This is a genomic window from Collimonas silvisoli (assembly GCF_018305005.1).
In the GTDB taxonomy this organism is placed as follows: domain Bacteria; phylum Pseudomonadota; class Gammaproteobacteria; order Burkholderiales; family Burkholderiaceae_D; genus Collimonas; species Collimonas silvisoli.
The window spans coordinates 1-17825 of the sequence record NZ_JAGQEG010000030.1; the positions used below are offsets into that span (position 1 = coordinate 1).

The 17825-nt window shown below is 56.4% G+C and carries 18 protein-coding genes; 10 read left to right on the top strand and 8 right to left on the bottom strand.

The features are described from left to right. Positions 1-109: P-II family nitrogen regulator (locus tag KHU33_RS10195; protein ID WP_329956040.1), on the bottom strand; the 109-nt coding region annotated here is incomplete at its 3' end. Between the two features lie 195 nt (positions 110-304). Further along, entirely contained in the window at positions 305-2362 is a 2058-nt protein-coding gene (locus tag KHU33_RS10200; RefSeq protein ID WP_211462742.1) for an NAD(+) synthase, read from the bottom strand. A gap of 146 nt (positions 2363-2508) precedes the next feature. On the opposite strand from KHU33_RS10200, the gene KHU33_RS10205 reads away from it, so the two are divergent. Further along, entirely contained in the window at positions 2509-3693 is a 1185-nt protein-coding gene (locus tag KHU33_RS10205; RefSeq protein ID WP_230414174.1) for a GNAT family N-acetyltransferase, read from the top strand. A 5-nt stretch (positions 3694-3698) separates the two neighbouring features. Here KHU33_RS10205 and KHU33_RS10210 read toward each other — a convergent pair whose 3' ends face one another. The 4 genes from KHU33_RS10210 to KHU33_RS10225 form a co-directional block, all read right to left on the bottom strand. Continuing rightward, a complete protein-coding gene (locus KHU33_RS10210) occupies positions 3699-5060 on the bottom strand; it encodes an MFS transporter (RefSeq protein WP_211462743.1) in 1362 nt (453 codons plus the stop codon). Between the two features lie 133 nt (positions 5061-5193). Beyond that, a complete protein-coding gene (locus tag KHU33_RS10215; protein ID WP_211462797.1) occupies positions 5194-6753 on the bottom strand; it encodes an aldehyde dehydrogenase (NADP(+)) in 1560 nt (519 codons plus the stop codon). A 128-nt stretch (positions 6754-6881) separates the two neighbouring features. Further along, on the bottom strand, positions 6882-7796 hold the full coding sequence (gene kdgD, locus KHU33_RS10220) for a 5-dehydro-4-deoxyglucarate dehydratase (RefSeq protein WP_211462744.1): 915 nt from the start codon (positions 7794-7796) through the stop codon (positions 6882-6884). A 401-nt stretch (positions 7797-8197) separates the two neighbouring features. Further along, positions 8198-9097, bottom strand: coding sequence for a LysR family transcriptional regulator (locus tag KHU33_RS10225; RefSeq protein WP_211462745.1), 900 nt, complete (start codon positions 9095-9097; stop codon positions 8198-8200). Between the two features lie 97 nt (positions 9098-9194). Here KHU33_RS10225 and KHU33_RS10230 point away from each other — a divergent pair, with 97 nt between their 5' ends. After that, complete coding sequence (locus KHU33_RS10230) at positions 9195-10076, top strand: EamA family transporter (RefSeq protein WP_211462746.1); 882 nt, start codon at positions 9195-9197, stop codon at positions 10074-10076. Between the two features lie 300 nt (positions 10077-10376). Here the strand turns inward: KHU33_RS10230 and ppa are convergent, their stop codons facing one another. Beyond that, on the bottom strand, positions 10377-10916 hold the full coding sequence (gene ppa, locus KHU33_RS10235; protein ID WP_211462747.1) for an inorganic diphosphatase: 540 nt from the start codon (positions 10914-10916) through the stop codon (positions 10377-10379). A 236-nt stretch (positions 10917-11152) separates the two neighbouring features. On the opposite strand from ppa, the gene KHU33_RS10240 reads away from it, so the two are divergent. The 6 genes from KHU33_RS10240 to KHU33_RS10265 are packed head-to-tail and all read left to right on the top strand — an operon-like array spanning position 11153 to position 15532. Next, on the top strand, positions 11153-11809 hold the full coding sequence (locus tag KHU33_RS10240) for a GbsR/MarR family transcriptional regulator (RefSeq protein WP_211462798.1): 657 nt from the start codon (positions 11153-11155) through the stop codon (positions 11807-11809). Between the two features lie 4 nt (positions 11810-11813). Continuing rightward, positions 11814-12053 carry a cytochrome oxidase putative small subunit CydP gene (cydP, locus tag KHU33_RS10245; protein WP_211462748.1) on the top strand — a complete coding sequence of 80 codons (240 nt, stop codon included), beginning with the start codon at positions 11814-11816 and terminating at the stop codon, positions 12051-12053. Further along, a complete protein-coding gene (locus KHU33_RS10250) occupies positions 12050-13642 on the top strand; it encodes a cytochrome ubiquinol oxidase subunit I (protein WP_211462749.1) in 1593 nt (530 codons plus the stop codon). Before cydP ends, KHU33_RS10250 begins: the two co-directional genes overlap by 4 nt. 10 nt (positions 13643-13652) lie before the next feature. Further along, a complete protein-coding gene (gene cydB, locus KHU33_RS10255; protein WP_211462750.1) occupies positions 13653-14795 on the top strand; it encodes a cytochrome d ubiquinol oxidase subunit II in 1143 nt (380 codons plus the stop codon). 48 nt (positions 14796-14843) lie between these two features. After that, entirely contained in the window at positions 14844-15020 is a 177-nt protein-coding gene (cydX, locus tag KHU33_RS10260; RefSeq protein WP_211462751.1) for a cytochrome bd-I oxidase subunit CydX, read from the top strand. After that, complete coding sequence (locus KHU33_RS10265; protein ID WP_211462752.1) at positions 15017-15532, top strand: DUF2867 domain-containing protein; 516 nt, start codon at positions 15017-15019, stop codon at positions 15530-15532. Before cydX ends, KHU33_RS10265 begins: the two co-directional genes overlap by 4 nt. A gap of 5 nt (positions 15533-15537) precedes the next feature. Here the strand turns inward: KHU33_RS10265 and KHU33_RS10270 are convergent, their stop codons facing one another. Beyond that, complete coding sequence (locus tag KHU33_RS10270) at positions 15538-15786, bottom strand: hypothetical protein (RefSeq protein ID WP_211462753.1); 249 nt, start codon at positions 15784-15786, stop codon at positions 15538-15540. A gap of 105 nt (positions 15787-15891) precedes the next feature. On the opposite strand from KHU33_RS10270, the gene earP reads away from it, so the two are divergent. Together earP and KHU33_RS10280 are read left to right on the top strand one after the other, a co-directional pair. Further along, on the top strand, positions 15892-17052 hold the full coding sequence (gene earP, locus KHU33_RS10275) for an elongation factor P maturation arginine rhamnosyltransferase EarP (protein WP_211462754.1): 1161 nt from the start codon (positions 15892-15894) through the stop codon (positions 17050-17052). A 138-nt stretch (positions 17053-17190) separates the two neighbouring features. Next, positions 17191-17760: an elongation factor P gene (locus KHU33_RS10280; RefSeq protein ID WP_211462755.1), complete on the top strand. Its 570-nt coding sequence runs from the start codon at positions 17191-17193 to the stop codon at positions 17758-17760. Positions 17761-17825: the final 65 nt, after the last annotated feature.

The window sequence follows — 17825 nt, forward strand, 5'->3', positions numbered from 1 at the left end:
CAAAACCCTTTACTTCAGTCACGGTCAGGCCAGTGACACCCACTTCGGCGAGGGCTTCGCGCACTTCGTCCAGTTTGAAGGGTTTGATAACGGCGGTAATTTGTTTCATGACAACTCCTTTAGGCATTAAACATAAATCTTTGCGGCGCGCGTATCCGGAACCGCGATACAGCTTGGTGAAAGCACAATCCAGAGAGTATATGAAAATCTCTATTTGTCTATCACCGTAAAACAATATGTACATCTAAACGCATAACATCGCGCTTTTTTTCTGCGCATTTTCCCATTTTGGGTAGGCGAACGCTCAGTCGGGAATATTCGCCAGATCATTCAGCCACACGGTCGCTTCCGAATCGCTAGGCGCGCGCCAATCGCCGCGCGGCGACAAGGAACCGCCGCTGCCGACCTTGGGCGCGTTCGGCACACAGGAGCGCTTGAACTGGCTGGTGCGGAAAAAGCGGTCGAGGAAGATTGCCAGATTGCGCTTGATCGCCGCCAGATCGTACTGGTTCCGGGCCACCTCGGCGTCGTGCGGCCAGCTGCCTTTGGTCTTGTCTTGCCAGGCAGAAAATGCCAGGAAGGCGACTTTCGACGGTGCGAAGCCGTAACGCAGGATGTAATACAAATTGAAATCCTGCAACTCGTACGGCCCGATGACGTTTTCCGTAATCTGTTCAGGCTTGCTCCCAGCCCCGGCCTTTCCTGGCACCAGCTCCGGACTGATCTCGGTGTTCAGCACATTCAACAGCACATCCGAACCCTGGTTGCCGATAGCGCCGGTCTCGGCCACCCAGCGCACCAGGTGGCTGATCAGGGTTTTCGGCACGCTGGCGTTGACGTTGTAGTGCGACATGTGATCGCCCACGCCGTAGGTACACCAGCCCAAGGCCAGCTCGCTCAGATCGCCGGTGCCGATGACAATCGCATGATTGAAATTTGCCAGCCGGAACAGGTGGTTGGTGCGCTCGCCGGCCTGGACGTTTTCGAAGGTGATGTCGAACTGCTCTTGCCCTGCGGCATAAGGATGGCCAAGGTCTTTCAACATTTGCTGGCAGCTCGGACGGATGTCGATTTCCGCCGCGGTGCAGCCGACTACCTGCATCAATTGCCGGGCCTGCTGCAAAGTGCGGTCGCTGGTGGCGAAACCTGGCATGGTGTACGCCAGGATATGTGAACGTGGCAGGTTCAAACGATCCATTGCTTTAGCGCATACCAGCAAGGCATGGGTAGAATCCAGGCCGCCCGAAACGCCGATCACCACCTTGGATATCTTGCTGGCGGACAAGCGCTGAACCAGCGCCTGTACCTGGATGTTGTAGACCTCGGTGCAACGTTCGTCGCGCCGTTTGGGATCGGCCGGAACATAGGGGAAGCGCTCGACCGTTCTGGCCAGCGGCAAAGCCTTATCCAAGGGCAAGGCCAGCTCGAAACGGATCACTTCGAATCTGGCGACTTCCTCGGCATGACGCCGCACCGACTGTCCGAAAGTAGTCTGGCGCATCCGTTCCCGCGACAGCCGCTCCAGGTCGACATCGGCAAAGATGACGTGCGAGCTGTCCAGGAAGCGCTCGGATTCTGCCAGCAGTTCGCCGTTCTCGTAAATCAAGCCTTGGCCGTCCCAGGCCAGATCGGTAGACGATTCGCCCTTGCCGGCCGAGGTATACAAATACGCCGACAGGCAGCGCGCGGATTGCTGCGCCACCAGTTGATGGCGGTAGCCGGCTTTCCCCACCACCACATTGGAGGCGGAAAGATTGACCAGCACGCTGGCGCCGGCCAGCGCGGCAAACGACGATGGCGGAATCGGCACCCACACATCTTCGCAAATCTCAACATGGAATCTGAGCAAAGGCAGGTTGCTCACTTCGAACAGCAGGCCGGTGCCGAATGGAACACTGTCGCCAAACAATTGGATCTGCCGTACTGCGGTATTCTCAGCGGCGCTGAATTGGCGCATTTCGTAAAACTCGCCGTAATTCGGCAGGTAACTCTTCGGCACAACGCCTTGAATCCGGCCGCCGGCAATCACGACGGCGCAATTGAACAATTGATGTTCGACCCGTAACGGCAAGCCGACGATCATGGCCAGCGGCAGTTGGGCCGAAGCGGCCACTACTGTGGCCAAGGCGGCTTCGCAGGCATCCAGCAAAGCGCGTTGATGAAACAGGTCGTCGCAAGTGTAGGCGGACAAACCCAGTTCCGGGAACGCTACCAGCACGGCGCCTTGCTGCTGCGCCTGCTTGGCCAGCACGATAGTTTCGGCGGCGTTAAAGGCCGGGTCGGCGATCCGGCAATTCGGGATGGCGACGGCGACGCGCGCAAAATCATGGGAGTAAAGGTTCAGAAACTTATTAGTTGTCATCGTCGTTGTCATCATTCTTCCTGCGCTCTGCTTGATGAGTGCAATTATCGCACGCTAATGGCTTACCCTTAAGAGCGAACGGCAGAGCGCCGACGACGGTGCTAAACTTCTCTCTTTCGCCCTCCTATTCACGGCTAGCCAAGTCCTTGATTAACAAGACGACAACCCAGACAACAGCCAAGACCACCACGCGCATCGTTTCATCCCTGAGCGAGATCGGCCAGGCGGTGTGGGACGAACTGCTTGGCTTGCAAGCCGACGCCAATCCTTTTCTCTCATTTGCCTTTCTGCACGCCTTGCACGAAAGCGGCAGCGCTGCGGAAAAATCGGGCTGGCAGCCGCAATACCTGACTCTGTGGGACCAAGTTGACGGGCGGCCGCGGCTGATTGCCGCCCTGCCTCTGTATGTCAAGTTTCACTCCTACGGCGAATACGTGTTCGACTGGGCCTGGGCCGATGCCTATGAGCGCAACGGCCTGGAGTATTACCCGAAACTGCTGTCGGCGATTCCGTTTACGCCGGTCACCGGCGGCCGCTTGCTGGCGCGCGACGAGCAGGCGCGGACGGCGCTGATCGATGTATTGAAGTCACTGCGGAGAGATACGCAGACCTCGTCCACCCACATCCTGTATCCACCCGCGGCCCAAGCCGGCGCCTTGCAACAGGCCGGATTCATGCTGCGCAGCGGTGTCCAGTTCCATTGGCTGAATCCGGGTTATCGCGATTTCACCGAATTTCTCGATACGCTGGAACGCAAGAAGCGCAAGAATATCCTGGCCGAGCGGCGCAAGGTAGTCGATGCCGGCGTGCGCTTGCGCCGGGTGCGCGGGCAAGACGCGAGCGAGGCGGACTGGGTATTCTTCAATCGCTGCTATGCGCAAACCTATGCGGCGCATCGCTCCACGCCCTATCTGAACCTGGATTTTTTCCTCAGGATCGGCGCCAGCATGCCGCAGAATATCCTGCTGATCGTGGCCGAACGCGACGGCCGGCCGATAGCGTCGTCGCTATTGATTTATATCGATCAAACCTTGTACGGCCGCTATTGGGGTGCATTGGAATTCGTACCCTGCCTGCATTTTGAGACCGCCTATTACCAGCCGCTGGAATTCTGCATCGAACAAAAGGTCGCTTGCTTTGAAGGCGGCGCCCAGGGCGAGCACAAGATGGCGCGCGGCTTTTTGCCGCAAAAAACCTGGTCGGCGCATTGGCTGGCGCATCCAGCCTTTGCCGACGCGGTAGCCAATTTCCTGGAGCGCGAGGCTGACGGCATCGATAGCTACATGGACGAACTGAATGATCGCAATCCGTTTCGGTCAGCCTCGCTCTAGCCGCCTCACGTCATTTTGTGGTGATCAAGATCGGCCTGGCAGGTTTGCCGCCGCTGCTTTTTAGTCAGGAAGACCAACGCTGCCGCAACTATCGATGCAGCGGCCAGGCCATACAATCCGCCCTGGATCGACCCTGTTTTTTGCTCCAGATAGCCAAAGGTTGCTGGCGCAACGAAGCCGCCTAAATTCCCCAATGAATTGATCAGCGCGATAATGGCTGCCGCGATCCGGGCGTCCAGATAGCCTTGAGGAATCGGCCAAAAAAGTGAGGAAGCGGCCTTAAATCCTATCGCTGCAAAGCAGATCGCCACAAACGCAAAGACAGGGCCGCTCGTGGTTGACATGAACATCCCGCAGGCCGCGACAATGAGGGCTATGGCCACCCACATCTGCTGATGCTTGAAGCGCGCCGCCAGAGAGGCGAAAATGTACATTGCAACGATGGAGATCAGCCAAGGTATGGAGTTGAACAAGCCGATCTGAAAGTCGCTGAAATGCCCCATTTTCTTGATGATGCTTGGAAGCCAGAACGTCGCGCCATAGATGGTAAGCTGGATCGCAAAATAGATGAAACAGAAAAGCGCGATACGGCCATCTTTCAACAATGAAAGCGAACTCATATGTTTTGGCCGATTGGCCTCGCGCTCCTTTTGTTCGGCATCGATAACCTCCGCCAAAGCCCTTCGCTCGGAATCGGTCAGCCATTTCGCGTCGCGCGGATGGGAGTCGAGTCTGAACCAGACTACCAGGCACAAGACAATAGATGCGAGGCCTTCAATAATAAACATCCATTGCCAGCCATGAAATCCGCCGCCTTCGATCTGCAGGAGTGCGCCGGAAAGCGGGCCTGAAATCACCGAAGCCAAAGCCGACCCGCTCAGAAAAATCGCCATTGCTTTCCCGCGTTCGCTGTTCGGCAGCCACTGGGTAAAGTAATACACGACGCCTGGAAAGAAGCCGGCTTCTGCAACTCCCAACAACAGGCGCATCACATAGAACGATGTCTCACCGGTGATGAACGCCATTCCCGTAGCCACGACTCCCCATGTAAACATGATGCGAGTCAGCCAGGCCTTCGCCCCAACACGCTGCTGCAGGATATTCGAAGGCACCTCGAATACCGCATAGGCCACAAAAAACAGACCGGCTCCGAGCCCGAATGCCGCGGCGCCTATGCCGAGGTCCGTTTGCAAATGGGAGCGGACGAAGCCGATATTGACGCGATCTATGTAGTTTGCGATGAACATGATGACGAATAAAGGCAATATCCGCCATTTCACCTTACTGATCGCAACGTCCAATTCGCTTCGGACATTGCGATTGCTTGCGACATCGCCTTCAGCGCCAGTTGATAGAAGCGTACCCATGTTGCTGTCTCCTTAGATTCGGCTTGCCGGACCTGTTATATTTTTAGCGGACCATGCAAGGCATTTTGTTATTCAATTTTCACCCTGGAATGAGAGGCGGGTACTACCCGCAATGAAACGACACACGGCGTTTTCATGATTGAACCAGCTCGCTGTCACGTACCCGCCATAGTCCGAGCGGGTTATTGTTTTGTAGCGCTGCCGGCAGCAGGTATGCCGGCAAATCCTGATAACTGACCGGGCGCAGGAAACGATCGATCGCCGTGGCGCCTACCGATGTGCTGCGGCTGTCGGATGTAGCAGGGAAAGGGCCGCCGTGCACCATCGCATGCGACACTTCCACGCCGGTCGGGTAGCCATTGATCAGGATGCGGCCGGCTTTGCGTTCCAGCACCGGCAACAGTGCCTGGGCGGCGTCGCGATCGTTTTCAGTCAGGAACATGGTTGCGGTCAGCTGCCCTTCCAGATGTTCTGCAATCTGCTTGAACTGGTCGACGTCTTTGCATTTGACGATGAGCGAGCTGGCGCCAAATATTTCCTCTTCCAGGGCCGGATTTGACAGAAAGGTCGCCGCATCGGTCACGAACAGGGCTGCTTGTCCCGAGCAAGCATTGGCGCCGGCCTGTCCGCGCGCCAGCAGGCTGACGTGTTCGGCTTTGGATAAGCGTTCCACGCCGCTGTTAAATGCGGAATGAATGCCAGGCGTGAGCATGGTGCTGCCCGCTTTCGCCCGCAGTGCAACGGCTGCTGTATCGCAGAATTTGTTCAGCGCATCGCCGTCAACGGCAAAGACCAGTCCCGGGTTGGTGCAGAACTGACCGGAACCCAAAGTGAGTGAATCCACGAATCCGCTGGCAATGTTGCTGGCGCGTTGCGCCATCGCGTCAGGCAGCATGAACATGGGATTGATGCTGCTCATTTCTGCGTAGACGGGAATCGGCTCAGGGCGTTGCGCCGCGGTCTTCATCAGCGCAACACCACCCTGGCGCGAACCGGTGAAGCCGACCGCCTTGATTGCGGGATGCGCCACCAGCGCCTGGCCGATGGTGCGGCCATCACCATTCAGCATTGAGAATACGCCTTCGGGCAATCCGCAGCTGGCGACTGCTGCCTGTACTGCTTTGCCTACCAGTTCCGAGGTGCCAGGGTGGGCGCCATGCGCCTTCAACACAACCGGACAGCCCGCTGCCAGCGCAGACGCCGTGTCACCGCCTGCAACAGAAAATGCAAGCGGGAAATTACTGGCGCCGAATACTGCTACCGGGCCCAGACCGATTTTGCGCAGACGCAAATCGGGACGGGGCGGGCTGCGCTCCGGCAGGGCGGAATCGAGCGTGGCGTTGAGCCAGCGTCCATCCCTGACTACCTTGGCGAACAGGCGCAGCTGGCCTACCGTACGGCCGCGTTCACCTTCCAGGCGAGCTTGCGGCAAGCCGGATTCCAGCATCGCTCGCTCAATTAATGCCGGTCCCAGGTCAAGGATATTTTGCGCGATCTGTTCAAGAAATTCGGCGCGCTGCTCCAGCGATGCCTCCCTGTAGATGTCGAATGCCTGCTCTGCCAGCATGCAGGCGCGTTCGACGTCGGCGACGGCGCCGCCGCCAAACACGGGATCGAGCGCCAGTCCCGTAGCAGGATTGATGGCGCGGAAGGGACCCGAGGATCCTGGCGTGGAACTGGCGCCGATGAGCATGTTGCCATTTATTTCAGTATTCAAGACTGTCTCCTTGGAGCATATTCGGACGGCGCCCAGGTAAGGAATCGGGGCGCGCAAAGTCATTCGGGATAATTCGGGATACTTAGGTGACTTGCTGTGGAGACCTACTGCGGACCAAGGGATTTGATGAGTGCATCAAGCTGTTCGCATTCTTGCGGCGTCATATCCGTCAATGGCGTTCGTACCGGGCCGGCAGTGTGGCCGACCAAGGTTGCCCCGGCTTTCACGATACTGACGGCATAACCGGACTTCCGGTTCCTGATCGCCAGGTACGGCAAGAAGAAGTCGTCGATGAGGCGGTTGGTCGTCGCGAAGTCGTCAGTGCGCACCGCTTCGTAAAAATCGATGGCGGTTTTTGGGATGAAATTGAACACTGCGGAGGAATATACCGGCACGCCTATTGCCTTATAGGCGGAGGCATACACTTCTGCGGTAGGCAAGCCACCCAGGTAAGTGAAGCGATCGCCCAGTTTGCGGCGGATCGTGACCATCAATTCGATTTCACCTATGCCGTCTTTAAAACCGATCAGGTTGGGGCAACGGTCAGCCAGTTGCAGCAGCGATTCTGCATTCAGGCGGCATACGTTGCGGTTGTACACAACCACACCGAATTTGACCGATTTGCAGACTGCTTCGATGTGCGCTACCAAGCCATCTTGGCTCGCTTCCGTCAGATAGTGAGGCATCAGCAGCACGCCATGCGCACCTAGCTTCTCTGCCTCTTGCGCATAGGCAATCGCGGTACGGGTTGGGCCGCCGGCGCCAGCCAGGATAGGCACTTTGCCGCGACAAGTTTCAACTGCGACCTTTACAACCTGCGTGTAATCCTCTGGGGTCAAGGAGAAGAATTCGCCTGTTCCACCGGCAACAAATAGCGCGGTTGCACCATATGGCGCGAGCCATTCCAGACGATCTGCGTAGGGCTTGGAGACAAAATTGCCGCCTGCGTCGAAGTCCGTAATCGGGAAAGAAAGCAAGCCAGAAGAGAGAATTTGTTTCAGGTCTTGTGGTGTGAACATGATGGTCGTCGATAAAAGGTTGATAAAAGCGAAGGTGATTTATTGCATTTCGCGTCACTTGACGTCTGTCATCGTACAACTTAAATTATTACTCCGCAAGATTTGCCTGAAAATATTCTTCAAAAAATAAAACAGCACCGGCTTTCAAGAGCGCTGTTCGCAATGAATTCCTGAGTAACACGCAATGCTCGCCAGTGGCCGCATCGCAACCAGGCCCGCTGACTCTGCTCCAGGCTGATTTACAGCTCCAGTTCACAGCTCCGGGATTATAGTTGTATGTTGTCCGATAAGATGACTGAATTGGGGTTTCCGTAGACACTGTCTATCCGGGGTAGCGCCCGGACAATCCGCCGGCGAAGCAACGAAAACTCTCCCCTAGAGATTGCGAAGCGTGAGGCGGCTCAAGGGTTCAACCCCCGCTCCACCGCTTCCAGGAACAACCTGACCTTGGAGGATAGATAACGGTTCGGCAAATAGATGCCATACAGGTGGCGGCGCGGCAAGGGCGCATATTGCGGCAACAGCTTGATCAGCTTCTTTTGCGCCAGGTCGGCTCCTATCATGTAATCCGGCAGCAAACCTATTCCCATCCCGCGCAGCACGCATTCACGCAGCCAGACGCTGTTATTGCAGTTGATGTGCGGGTTGATCCTGATTTCATGGCGCTGCGCCTGCTTGCCGCCAAGCTCCTCGAATTGCCAGACATCCTTGGCCGACATCACGTTATCGGCAAGGCAATCGTAGGTCGGCAATTCGGCCAATGTTTGCGGCTGGCGGCGCGTGGCGAAATACTCGACGCTGCCGACCACGCTCCAGTCGATCTGATACAGCATGCGTGCGTGGACGTTTTCCGGCGGCGTGGTGGCGATGCGCAACGCCACATCGATGCCCCGCTCGGCTAAATCGAGGAACTGGTCGGACAGCGTCAGTTCCAGCTCAATATCCGGATGCTGCCGCATGAAATTGCAAACGATATCCGGCAGGCAGACATTAGAGAAATTGGCCGGCGCCGTCACCCGCAATATGCCCTGGGGCGAATCCTGGCGACGCAGCACCTCCTGCTCCGCTTCCGCCACATCCGACAAGATGGCCTTGCAACGCCGGTAAAACACCTCGCCGGCCTCGGTCAGGCTGAGGCTGCGCGTGGTCCGCTGCAGCAGGCGCACCCGCAACTCACGCTCCAGCGCGCTGATCTGTTTGCTGATATGCGAGTTCGACACTTGCAGCCGCGCCGCCGCAATCGAGAAGCTGCCGTGATCCGCCACCGCGGCAAACGCCACCATTCTTTGCAAATCGATCATATTTTTTATAGGGAAACAATGATTTTATAAAAGCTGATTTAATCATCATACAGAAACAATAAACTTGTTTCATCCTTCTCTTGCGGAGCACTCCCACATGCAAGCCACCGACATTTTGCTGGCAGTATTGACTGTCTCCATCTGGGGTTTCAATTTCGTCGTGATCAAGATCGGCCTGCAAGGTTTGCCGCCCATCCTGTTTTGCGCACTGCGTTTTATTTTTGCCGCCTTGCCTCTGGTATTTTTCATCAAACGGCCGGCGATTCCGTGGCGCTTGCTGATCGCCTATGGCGGCTTGCAGTTTGCCGGCCAGTTTTCCTTGCTGTTTTATGGGATCAAACTGGGATTTGCGCCGGGCCTGGCGTCGCTGGTGATGCAGCTGCAAGTCTTCTTCACCGTCGGGCTGGCAGTCCTGATCCTGGGAGAACGCCCACGCACCGCGCAGATTTTCGGCGCCTTGATTGCGTTTGCCGGCATGGGCCTGGTGGCCGCGCATCTGGACGGCGCCGCTACCGTCACCGGCTTCCTGCTGGTGGTCGGCGCCGGCCTGAGCTGGGCCGCCGCCAATATCGTCACCAAAAAAATCGGCAAGATCAATCCGCTGGCGCTGGTGGTGTGGGGTTCGCTGCTGGCAGTACCCGGTTTGTTGCTGGCTTCGCTGCTGCTCGAAGGCCTGTCCGCCTGGCAGGATGCGGCCAACCGTTTCAACTGGGTATCGGCCGGCGCTGTGCTGTTCCAGTCTTATCCGACCACCATCCTCGGTTTTGCCATCTGGTCGACCTTGATGCGCAAATACCCGGCCGCCACCGTCGCCCCGTTCTCGCTGCTGGTGCCGGTGGCCGGCATGCTGAGCGCGGCATTGGTATTGGGTGAAGCACTGCAGCCATGGAAAATCATGGCCGGACTACTGGTGCTGTGCGGCTTGTTGCTGAATCAGTTTGGCGGCCGCCTGATTTTGCTGGTAAAAGCGCCACGCTAATAAAAAAGCGCATCGGGGCACTAATGCCGTTCAGTTAGGGACAATTCCCCCATATGGCAGCCCCGTCATTCCCGCGAACGCGGGAATCCAGGTTGCTGAGTATGGCGGCGAAAATGGATTCCCGCGTTCGCGGGAATGACGCAACGGGGGAATCAGAGAACTCTGTGCCGCCTTCGCAGACCGTAACCTCAGCCACGCTGACTTGGCTCAAGTAGTCTGATCGAGAAGCGCAACTGTACGAAAGTACAGTGAGCATCGCAGACCAGAGATTGAGTTGCGCAGTAGGTCTGCGCAGGCGGATTATGCAGCAGTGGATTTCTTGTAAGCCTCTACGCCCGACAGGATTTCCTGGCGCGCTTCGTCCGGACCAAACCAGCCGTCGATCTTGACCCATTTGCCCTTTTCCAGATCCTTGTAGTGCTCGAAGAAATGCTGGATCTGCTTCAGGCGCAGTTCATTCATGTCTTCCGGCTTTTGCCAGTGGGTGTAGATGCTCAGCACCTTGTCGACCGGCACCGCCAGCAGCTTGGCGTCCTGGCCTGCTTCGTCCGACATCTTCAACACGCCGATCGGACGGCAACGCACCACCACGCCAGGGAACAACGGGAACGGCGTGATCACCAGCACGTCGACCGGATCGCCGTCTTCCGACAAGGTTTGCGGGATATAGCCGTAGTTGCATGGGTAGTGCATTGCAGTCCCCATGAAGCGGTCAACAAAAATCGCGCCGGATTCCTTGTCGACTTCGTATTTGATCGGATCGGCATTCATCGGAATTTCGATGATGACGTTGAAATCGTTTGGCAAATCGCGCCCGGCCGATACTTGATTCAGACTCATGGTGTGCTCTCGTCAATAATAAAAATTTGCTGCAAAAACCTTCTCAGCTCGAAATTATAACGGCTCAAAGCCCCATCGTGCGATGCAACATCAACTTAGTTGCTGGAGCAACACCAAACCATTTAATTGAATCAGTATTCAATTACTCCATGACAACAGTCTTGCAAAAATTCCTGTTTTATCCTATATTTCTGTTTTGCCTTATATTTCAGTAATTACTGAAAATTCAAAACATGATGCCTTCCACTCCTTCCAGCAATATCCCAGGCGCAAGCAGTCCGCTCACACCTCTCACGCCACTGACCCAGCGCTTCATCTCGCACTTCGGCGAAATGGGCAGCCGCTGGGGCATCAATCGCACTGTTGGCCAGATTTATGCGCTGCTTTACGTGCTGGGCCAGCCGCTCAATGCTGACCAGATAGCCGACTACCTGACTTTTTCGCGCTCGAATGTCAGCATGGGCTTGAAGGAATTGCAATCCTGGCGTCTGGTCAAGCTGTTGCACCAGCCGGGCGACCGCCGCGAATATTTCGAGCCGCCCAAGGATATCTGGGACATTTTCAAGACCTTGCTGGAAGAGCGCCGCCGGCGCGAGATCGAGCCGACCTTGTCAATGCTGCGCGACGCATTACTGGAAAATCCCGCCAACGACACCGACAAGCAGGCGCAACAACGTATGCGTGAGATGTACAACCTGATCGAACTGTCCAGTTCCTGGTTCGACGATGTGCAACGCCTGTCTCCGGAAACCCTGGCGTCGTTGATGAAGATGGGCTCCAAGGTCAAGAAACTGCTGGACGTGCGCGACAAATTCCGCGGCGTCTCCTCCAGCAGCAGCAAAACCCGTCACGATCACCCTGACCTGCAACTGACGACTCATCCAAAGGATTAGACGCATGCTGTCTTTCTCCGCAAAAAAAAGATTCACGCGCTTGCCGCTGGCGGTCGAGATCGGCCTGATCCTGATCGTCAAGATTACCCTGCTGACGCTGCTCTGGAAAGCCTTCTTCTCCGAACCGCAAACCAAGAAGATGCGCATGCCGACCGCACTGGTCGAACAGCATTTCCTGAGCCCGCCGCCGGTTGCGCTCCCATCCCACCCTTCCCGCTCATCCACCCTGGAGACCCAGCAATGATTCCTATTGATGAAGTCGTCGCGCTATCTCGCCTGCAGTTTGCAGCGACCGCGATGTTCCATTTTCTATTCGTACCGCTCACGTTAGGATTGGCGTGGATCCTGGTCATCATGGAGTCGGTCTATGTGATGACCGGCAGCCCGATCTATAAGGACATGACGCGCTTCTGGGGCAAATTGTTCGGGATCAACTTCGCCATGGGGATTGCCACCGGCATCACGCTGGAATTCCAGTTCGGCACCAACTGGTCTTACTACTCGCACTACGTCGGCGATATCTTCGGCACGCCGCTGGCGATCGAGGGCATGATGGCCTTCTTCCTTGAATCGACTTTCGTCGGCCTGTTCTTCTTTGGCTGGGATCGCCTGTCGCGGGTCCAGCATCTGCTGGTTACCTTCCTGGTGGCGTTCGGCTCCAGCCTGTCGGCGCTGTGGATCCTGATCGCCAACGGCTGGATGAATAATCCGGTAGGCGCCGAGTTCAACTATGAAACCATGCGCATGGAGCTGACCAGCATCGTCGACGTCATCTTCAATCCGGTGGCCCAGGTCAAGTTCGTCCACACCTTGTCGGCCGGCTACGTAGCCGCCTCCATGTTCGTGCTCGGCATCTCCGCCTACTACCTGCTGAAAGGCCGCGACACCGCGTTTGCCTTGCGTTCGTTTGCGATTGCCGCCGGCTTCGGCCTGGCCTCGGTGCTGTCGGTGATCGTGCTGGGCGACGAATCCGGTTATACCGCCGGCGAAGTCAACAAGGTCAAACTGGCCGCCATGGAGGCTGAATGGCATACCGAACCGGCGCCGGCCGGCATTACCGTAGTCGGCTGGCCCAACGAAAAAGAGCAGCGTACCGACTACGCTTTCAAGATCCCCTACGTGCTGGGCTTGATCGGCACCCGTTCGGTGGACAAGCAAGTTGCCGGCATACACGATCTGAAAAAGGAGCATGAAGTACGCATCCGCAACGGTATGCTGGCTTACGCCGCCTTGACCCGCCTCAAAGGCGGCGACAAATCGCCCGCAGCAATTGCCGATTTCGATAAGCTGAAACACGATCTCGGCTACGGCCTGCTGTTAAAGAAATACACGCCGAACGTGGTCGACGCCACGCCTGAGCAAATCGCCATGGCGGTCAACGACACCTTTCCCAAAATCGCACCGATGTTCTGGTCGTTCCGGCTGATGGTCGGCCTGGGATTATTGTTCCTGTTCATCTTCTCCTCCTCGTTCTATTTCCTGATCCGCAAGCAGTTGGCCAAGCAGCGCTGGCTGCTGCGCCTGGCGGTGTACAGCATTCCATTGCCGTGGGTAGCGATCGAACTAGGCTGGCTGCTGGCTGAATACGGCCGCCAGCCCTGGACCATCTCCGGCGTGCTGCCGACCCATCTGTCGGCCTCGACCTTGCAGCCAGGCAGCTTGTATTTCAGCCTGGCCGGCTTCCTCGGTTTCTACACCTTCCTGTTCGTCATTGAAATGATACTGATGGTGAAATATGCAAGAAAGGGACCAAGCAGCCTGCATACCGGCAAATACCACTGGGAAACCTTAGACCAGAAAATCGTCGCTCACGACACCACCGCCAAGGCATAAGGGGAAAACCATGATCTTTGACTATGAAACATTAAAAATAATCTGGTGGGGTTTTGTCGGCGCCCTGCTGATCGCCTTCGCCTTGACCGACGGTTTCGATTTCGGCGTCGGCATGCTGTTGCCGTTCATCGGCAAGACCGATGCCGAACGGCGCGTCATCATCAACTCGATAGGCAGCACCTGGGAAGGCAACCAAACCTGGTTCATCACCGCCGGCGGCACGATTTTCGCCGCCTGGCCGCTGGTATACGGCGCCGCGTTTTCCGGTTTTTATGTGGCGTTGATGCTGCTGCTGTTCTCGCTGTTCTTCCGCCCGGTCGGCTTCGACTACCGCAGCAAGGTGGCCGATACGCGCTGGCGCAACGCCTGGGACTGGGGCTTGTTCGCCGGCGGTTTCGTACCGCCGCTGATTTTCGGCGTGGCGTTCGGCAACCTGTTCCTGGGCGTACCTTTCCACTATGACGACACCATGCGGGTTGAATATACCGGCAACTTTTTCCAGTTGTTGAATCCGTTCGGGTTGCTGGCTGGCTTGTTGAGCGTTGCCATGCTGCTGATGCATGGTGCGGCTTACCTCCAAGTCAAGACCGATGCGCTGATTGCGCAACGGGCTCGCAGCGTGGCCAAGGTTGCCGGGCTGGCGACCGTGCTGCTGTTTGTCGCCGGCGGTTTCTGGGTCGCCTTCGGCATCCACGGCTATCGCATCACCGGCATGCCGGACGCAAATAGCGCCTTCATGCCGATTGTCAAAACCGTGGTCACGGCCAATGGCGCCTGGTTCGACAACTATGCGCGCTGGCCTGCCATCTGGGCTTTGCCGGCCGTCACCGTCGCCGGCGCGCTGCTGTGCGTAGTGTTCAGCGCCGCCAGCAAGCCCATGGCAGCGTTCCTGGCCAGCGGTTTCAGCGTGACCGGCGTCATCCTGACAGCCGGCGCCTCCTTGTTCCCGTTCATCATGCCCTCTTCGCTCAATCCCAACAGCAGCCTGACGATCTGGGATGCGGTATCCAGCCACAAGACGCTGGGCATCATGTTCTGGGTGGTGGCCATCATGCTGCCTACCATCATGCTGTACACCAGCTGGGTGTATCGGGTGATGCGCGGCAAGGTCACCTTGCAGCATATTGAAGACAACCAGCACACTGCTTATTAATCAGACAACTAACCGTGTAACCGGACAATCGGAATACAGGAGAAAATTATGTGGTACTTCGCATGGATTCTAGGAGTCGGCCTGGCGCTGGCTTTCGGCATTATCAACGTCATGTGGCTGGAAGCGAATTACGCCTTCGGCAGCCGCGACGAAGAAACCACCCGTGAGCGCTTTGAAAGTGCAGCGGCGGCCGAGCATGAGCGGGCCAGGAGTGGCAAAAAATGAGCGCCGCAGCGGCTGCAACGGCAACCCCGGTAGCGCCGAGCATCAGTTGCCGGTCGCTGTTGCCCGGCCATGATTTTGTCGACGCTTACCAGGTCCAGACTGCCATCCCGGGTCTGGACGCGCGCCAGGCCACCGACGCCATCATCAGGAATCCATCCGGCTGGATCAAGCAATTGAACGCGACGCGCAACCGGCTGGTGCGGCTGTTTCAATTGAAAACGGTTGAAATGGGGGTGGATGATCCTAATGCATCGCAGCACACGGTTGGCGGCTTTCCTATCGTCTCGCAATCACGGCAGGAAGTAGTGCTGGGATTCAACGACAAGCATCTGGATTTCAGGATCAGCGTGACAGTTGCGCCAGACGGCATTACCGGCACCCAGGTGACCCTCACCACCGTGGTCAAGACCAATAATCTTTTGGGACGGACTTACCTGGCGACGATCATGCCGTTTCACCGGATCATCGTCCGCCATTTGCTGGAACACGCCAGATTCGGCCAGGCTGCTTAGCCGCGTTAAGCTTCAGATCCAGCTTTAACTTCGGCTTCAATTCCCGCCACCGCGCCATTCACATTGCCGTCTCCGCCTTCACCGGCGGCGATGGCGATCGCCACCTGCTCCAGCTTGGTCACCGCCACATTCAGCGAATCGTTGATTTGCGCCTGGGTGTGCTCCGGCATGGTTTCCGCTACTTGCGCCACAGCCCCTGCCAAATCGATTACTGCCAGCGTCAGATTGGCAATCAGGTCGCGCACATCGGTCATCTTTCATCGTCCAGTATCATACGGGGCTGGCATTATTACATTACATGGCCAAATGCAAAACTGCCTGGCAATAAAAAGGCAGTAATTACTATTGGAATTTGAATCTTGGACCTCCCGAAAAAACATCAGGCAACATCGCTGGCATTGTTTTGCAAAGTCGTTGACAACTATGGCGACATAGGGATCTGCTGGCGTCTGGCAAGGCAACTGGAGCAGGAACATGGCATTGCCGTCACTTTATGGGTGGACGATTTGCGCAGTTTCCAGCGGATTTGCCCGGAAGTCGCTATCGATCTTGAGGTACAACAGATTGGCGCTGTGACGGTACGCCATTGGCCCGATCAGAACGGTGTATTTACTGTCAGCGACGTGGCCGATATCGTGATCGAGTTTTTTGCCTGCGACATACCGCCCGCCTATATTGCAGCGATGGCAGAGCGCGTACCGCATCCTGTGTGGCTGAACCTGGAAGGACTGAGCGCGGAAGCATGGGTGGAAGGTTGTCATGCACTGCCCTCGCCGCAATCGCGGTCTTTGACAAAATATTTCTTCTTTCCCGGCTTCACCGGCAAAACCGGCGGGCTGCTGCTCGAATCGGGATTGCTGCAACAGCGCCAGGCATTCCAACATGATCAAGCTGCAATCGCGGCTTTTCTCGGCCAGTTCGGCGTCACGCCGCCGGAGACGGCATCCCTGAAGGTCTCCTTATTCTGCTACCCGCAGGCGCCGGCAGCGGCTCTATTCAAGGTATGGCAAAGCGGCGGCAAAGCGATTACCTGCCTGGTGCCGGAAGGCGTTGCCGCCGATGCAGTCGAAGCATTTCTTGGGCAGGCCGCGAAAGCCGGAGCAACGGCGACCCGCGACGCCTTGACCGTGCGGGTGCTGCCCTTTATTCCCCAGCCGGACTACGACAAGCTATTGTGGTCATGCGACCTCAATTTTGTCCGAGGCGAGGATTCCTTCGTCCGCGCGCAGTGGGCCGGCAAGCCTTTTATCTGGCATATCTATCCGCAAGACGAAGACTTGCATCACGTTAAATTAAATGCATTTTTGCAGCGCTATACGGCCACAACGGACAGCCTGGCCGAGTTCTCTTTGAGCTGGAATGAAGCCGCAAAAGAAGCGGTGGACTGGGCCGCGCTATGGCCGCAATTCGAGGCCGAGCTGCCAAAAATTATCATCATGGCCACGGATTGGCAGCGCCAATTGTTAGAAAATGGCGACCTGATGTCCAATTTACTGAAGTTTGCCGAAACAGTAGCTTAAGAGATTCTCAAAATTAGGTTAAAATATAGGGCTAATTTTTAAGGCAATTTAAAATTCAATCATACGTGGGCTTGCGGCGCTTTTTGCCAGTAGGCTACAGATGATTTTTATGTAACCTACTTTTTACGTATATTCGCTATGAAACCAGCAAAAGAAATTCGTGTCGGCAACATCATTATGGTTGACAGTAAGCCTATGATCGTTTTGCGCTCCGACGTCAACGGTTCGAGCCGCACGGGCTTCACTTACAAGTGGAAGATGAAGAATCTTCTGACCAACAGCCCGCAGGAAAACGTTTTCCGTGGCGACGACAAGTTTGACGTAGTTGTGCTCGACAAGAAACCTGTGACCTATTCGTATTTCGCCGATCCGCTGTTCGTGTTCATGGACGCCGACTACGAACAGTATGAAATTGAAGAAGAAAACCTGGGTGATGCTTTGCACTACCTGAAGGACGGCATGGAATGCGAAGCTGTTTTTTACGACGGCAAGGCAATCTCGGTCGAACTGCCGACAACTATCGTGCGTCAGGTTGTGTACTCGGAGCCAGCGGTCAAAGGCAACACTTCGGGCAACGTCCTGAAAGAAGCCAAGATTGAAAATGCGATTGAAGCCAATCAGCACACAGTCATGGTGCCATTGTTCGTCAGCTCGGACGACTTGATTGAAATCGACACACGCACCAACGAGTTCAAGAAACGCGGTTAATACCTCCCGCTTGAAAAAAAACGCTGCCGATTATCCGCAGCGTTTTTTTTCGCCTGTCGCATGGC

Excerpts from the sequence above, each read along its gene's own strand:
- cydP (WP_211462748.1), top strand. The coding sequence starts at position 11,814 with ATGCTGTCTTTCTCCGCAAAAAAAAGATTCACGCGCTTGCCGCTGGCG.
- cydB (WP_211462750.1), top strand. The coding sequence starts at position 13,653 with ATGATCTTTGACTATGAAACATTAAAAATAATCTGGTGGGGTTTTGTC.
- KHU33_RS10225 (WP_211462745.1), bottom strand. The coding sequence starts at position 9,097 with ATGATCGATTTGCAAAGAATGGTGGCGTTTGCCGCGGTGGCGGATCAC.
- KHU33_RS10215 (WP_211462797.1), bottom strand. The coding sequence starts at position 6,753 with ATGCTCATCGGCGCCAGTTCCACGCCAGGATCCTCGGGTCCCTTCCGC.
- KHU33_RS10200 (WP_211462742.1), bottom strand. The coding sequence starts at position 2,362 with ATGACAACTAATAAGTTTCTGAACCTTTACTCCCATGATTTTGCGCGC.
- kdgD (WP_211462744.1), bottom strand. The coding sequence starts at position 7,796 with ATGTTCACACCACAAGACCTGAAACAAATTCTCTCTTCTGGCTTGCTT.
- KHU33_RS10280 (WP_211462755.1), top strand. The coding sequence starts at position 17,191 with ATGAAACCAGCAAAAGAAATTCGTGTCGGCAACATCATTATGGTTGAC.
- KHU33_RS10250 (WP_211462749.1), top strand. The coding sequence starts at position 12,050 with ATGATTCCTATTGATGAAGTCGTCGCGCTATCTCGCCTGCAGTTTGCA.
- ppa (WP_211462747.1), bottom strand. The coding sequence starts at position 10,916 with ATGAGTCTGAATCAAGTATCGGCCGGGCGCGATTTGCCAAACGATTTC.
- KHU33_RS10210 (WP_211462743.1), bottom strand. The coding sequence starts at position 5,060 with ATGGGTACGCTTCTATCAACTGGCGCTGAAGGCGATGTCGCAAGCAAT.
- KHU33_RS10230 (WP_211462746.1), top strand. The coding sequence starts at position 9,195 with ATGCAAGCCACCGACATTTTGCTGGCAGTATTGACTGTCTCCATCTGG.
- KHU33_RS10240 (WP_211462798.1), top strand. The coding sequence starts at position 11,153 with ATGCCTTCCACTCCTTCCAGCAATATCCCAGGCGCAAGCAGTCCGCTC.
- cydX (WP_211462751.1), top strand. The coding sequence starts at position 14,844 with ATGTGGTACTTCGCATGGATTCTAGGAGTCGGCCTGGCGCTGGCTTTC.
- KHU33_RS10265 (WP_211462752.1), top strand. The coding sequence starts at position 15,017 with ATGAGCGCCGCAGCGGCTGCAACGGCAACCCCGGTAGCGCCGAGCATC.
- KHU33_RS10270 (WP_211462753.1), bottom strand. The coding sequence starts at position 15,786 with ATGACCGATGTGCGCGACCTGATTGCCAATCTGACGCTGGCAGTAATC.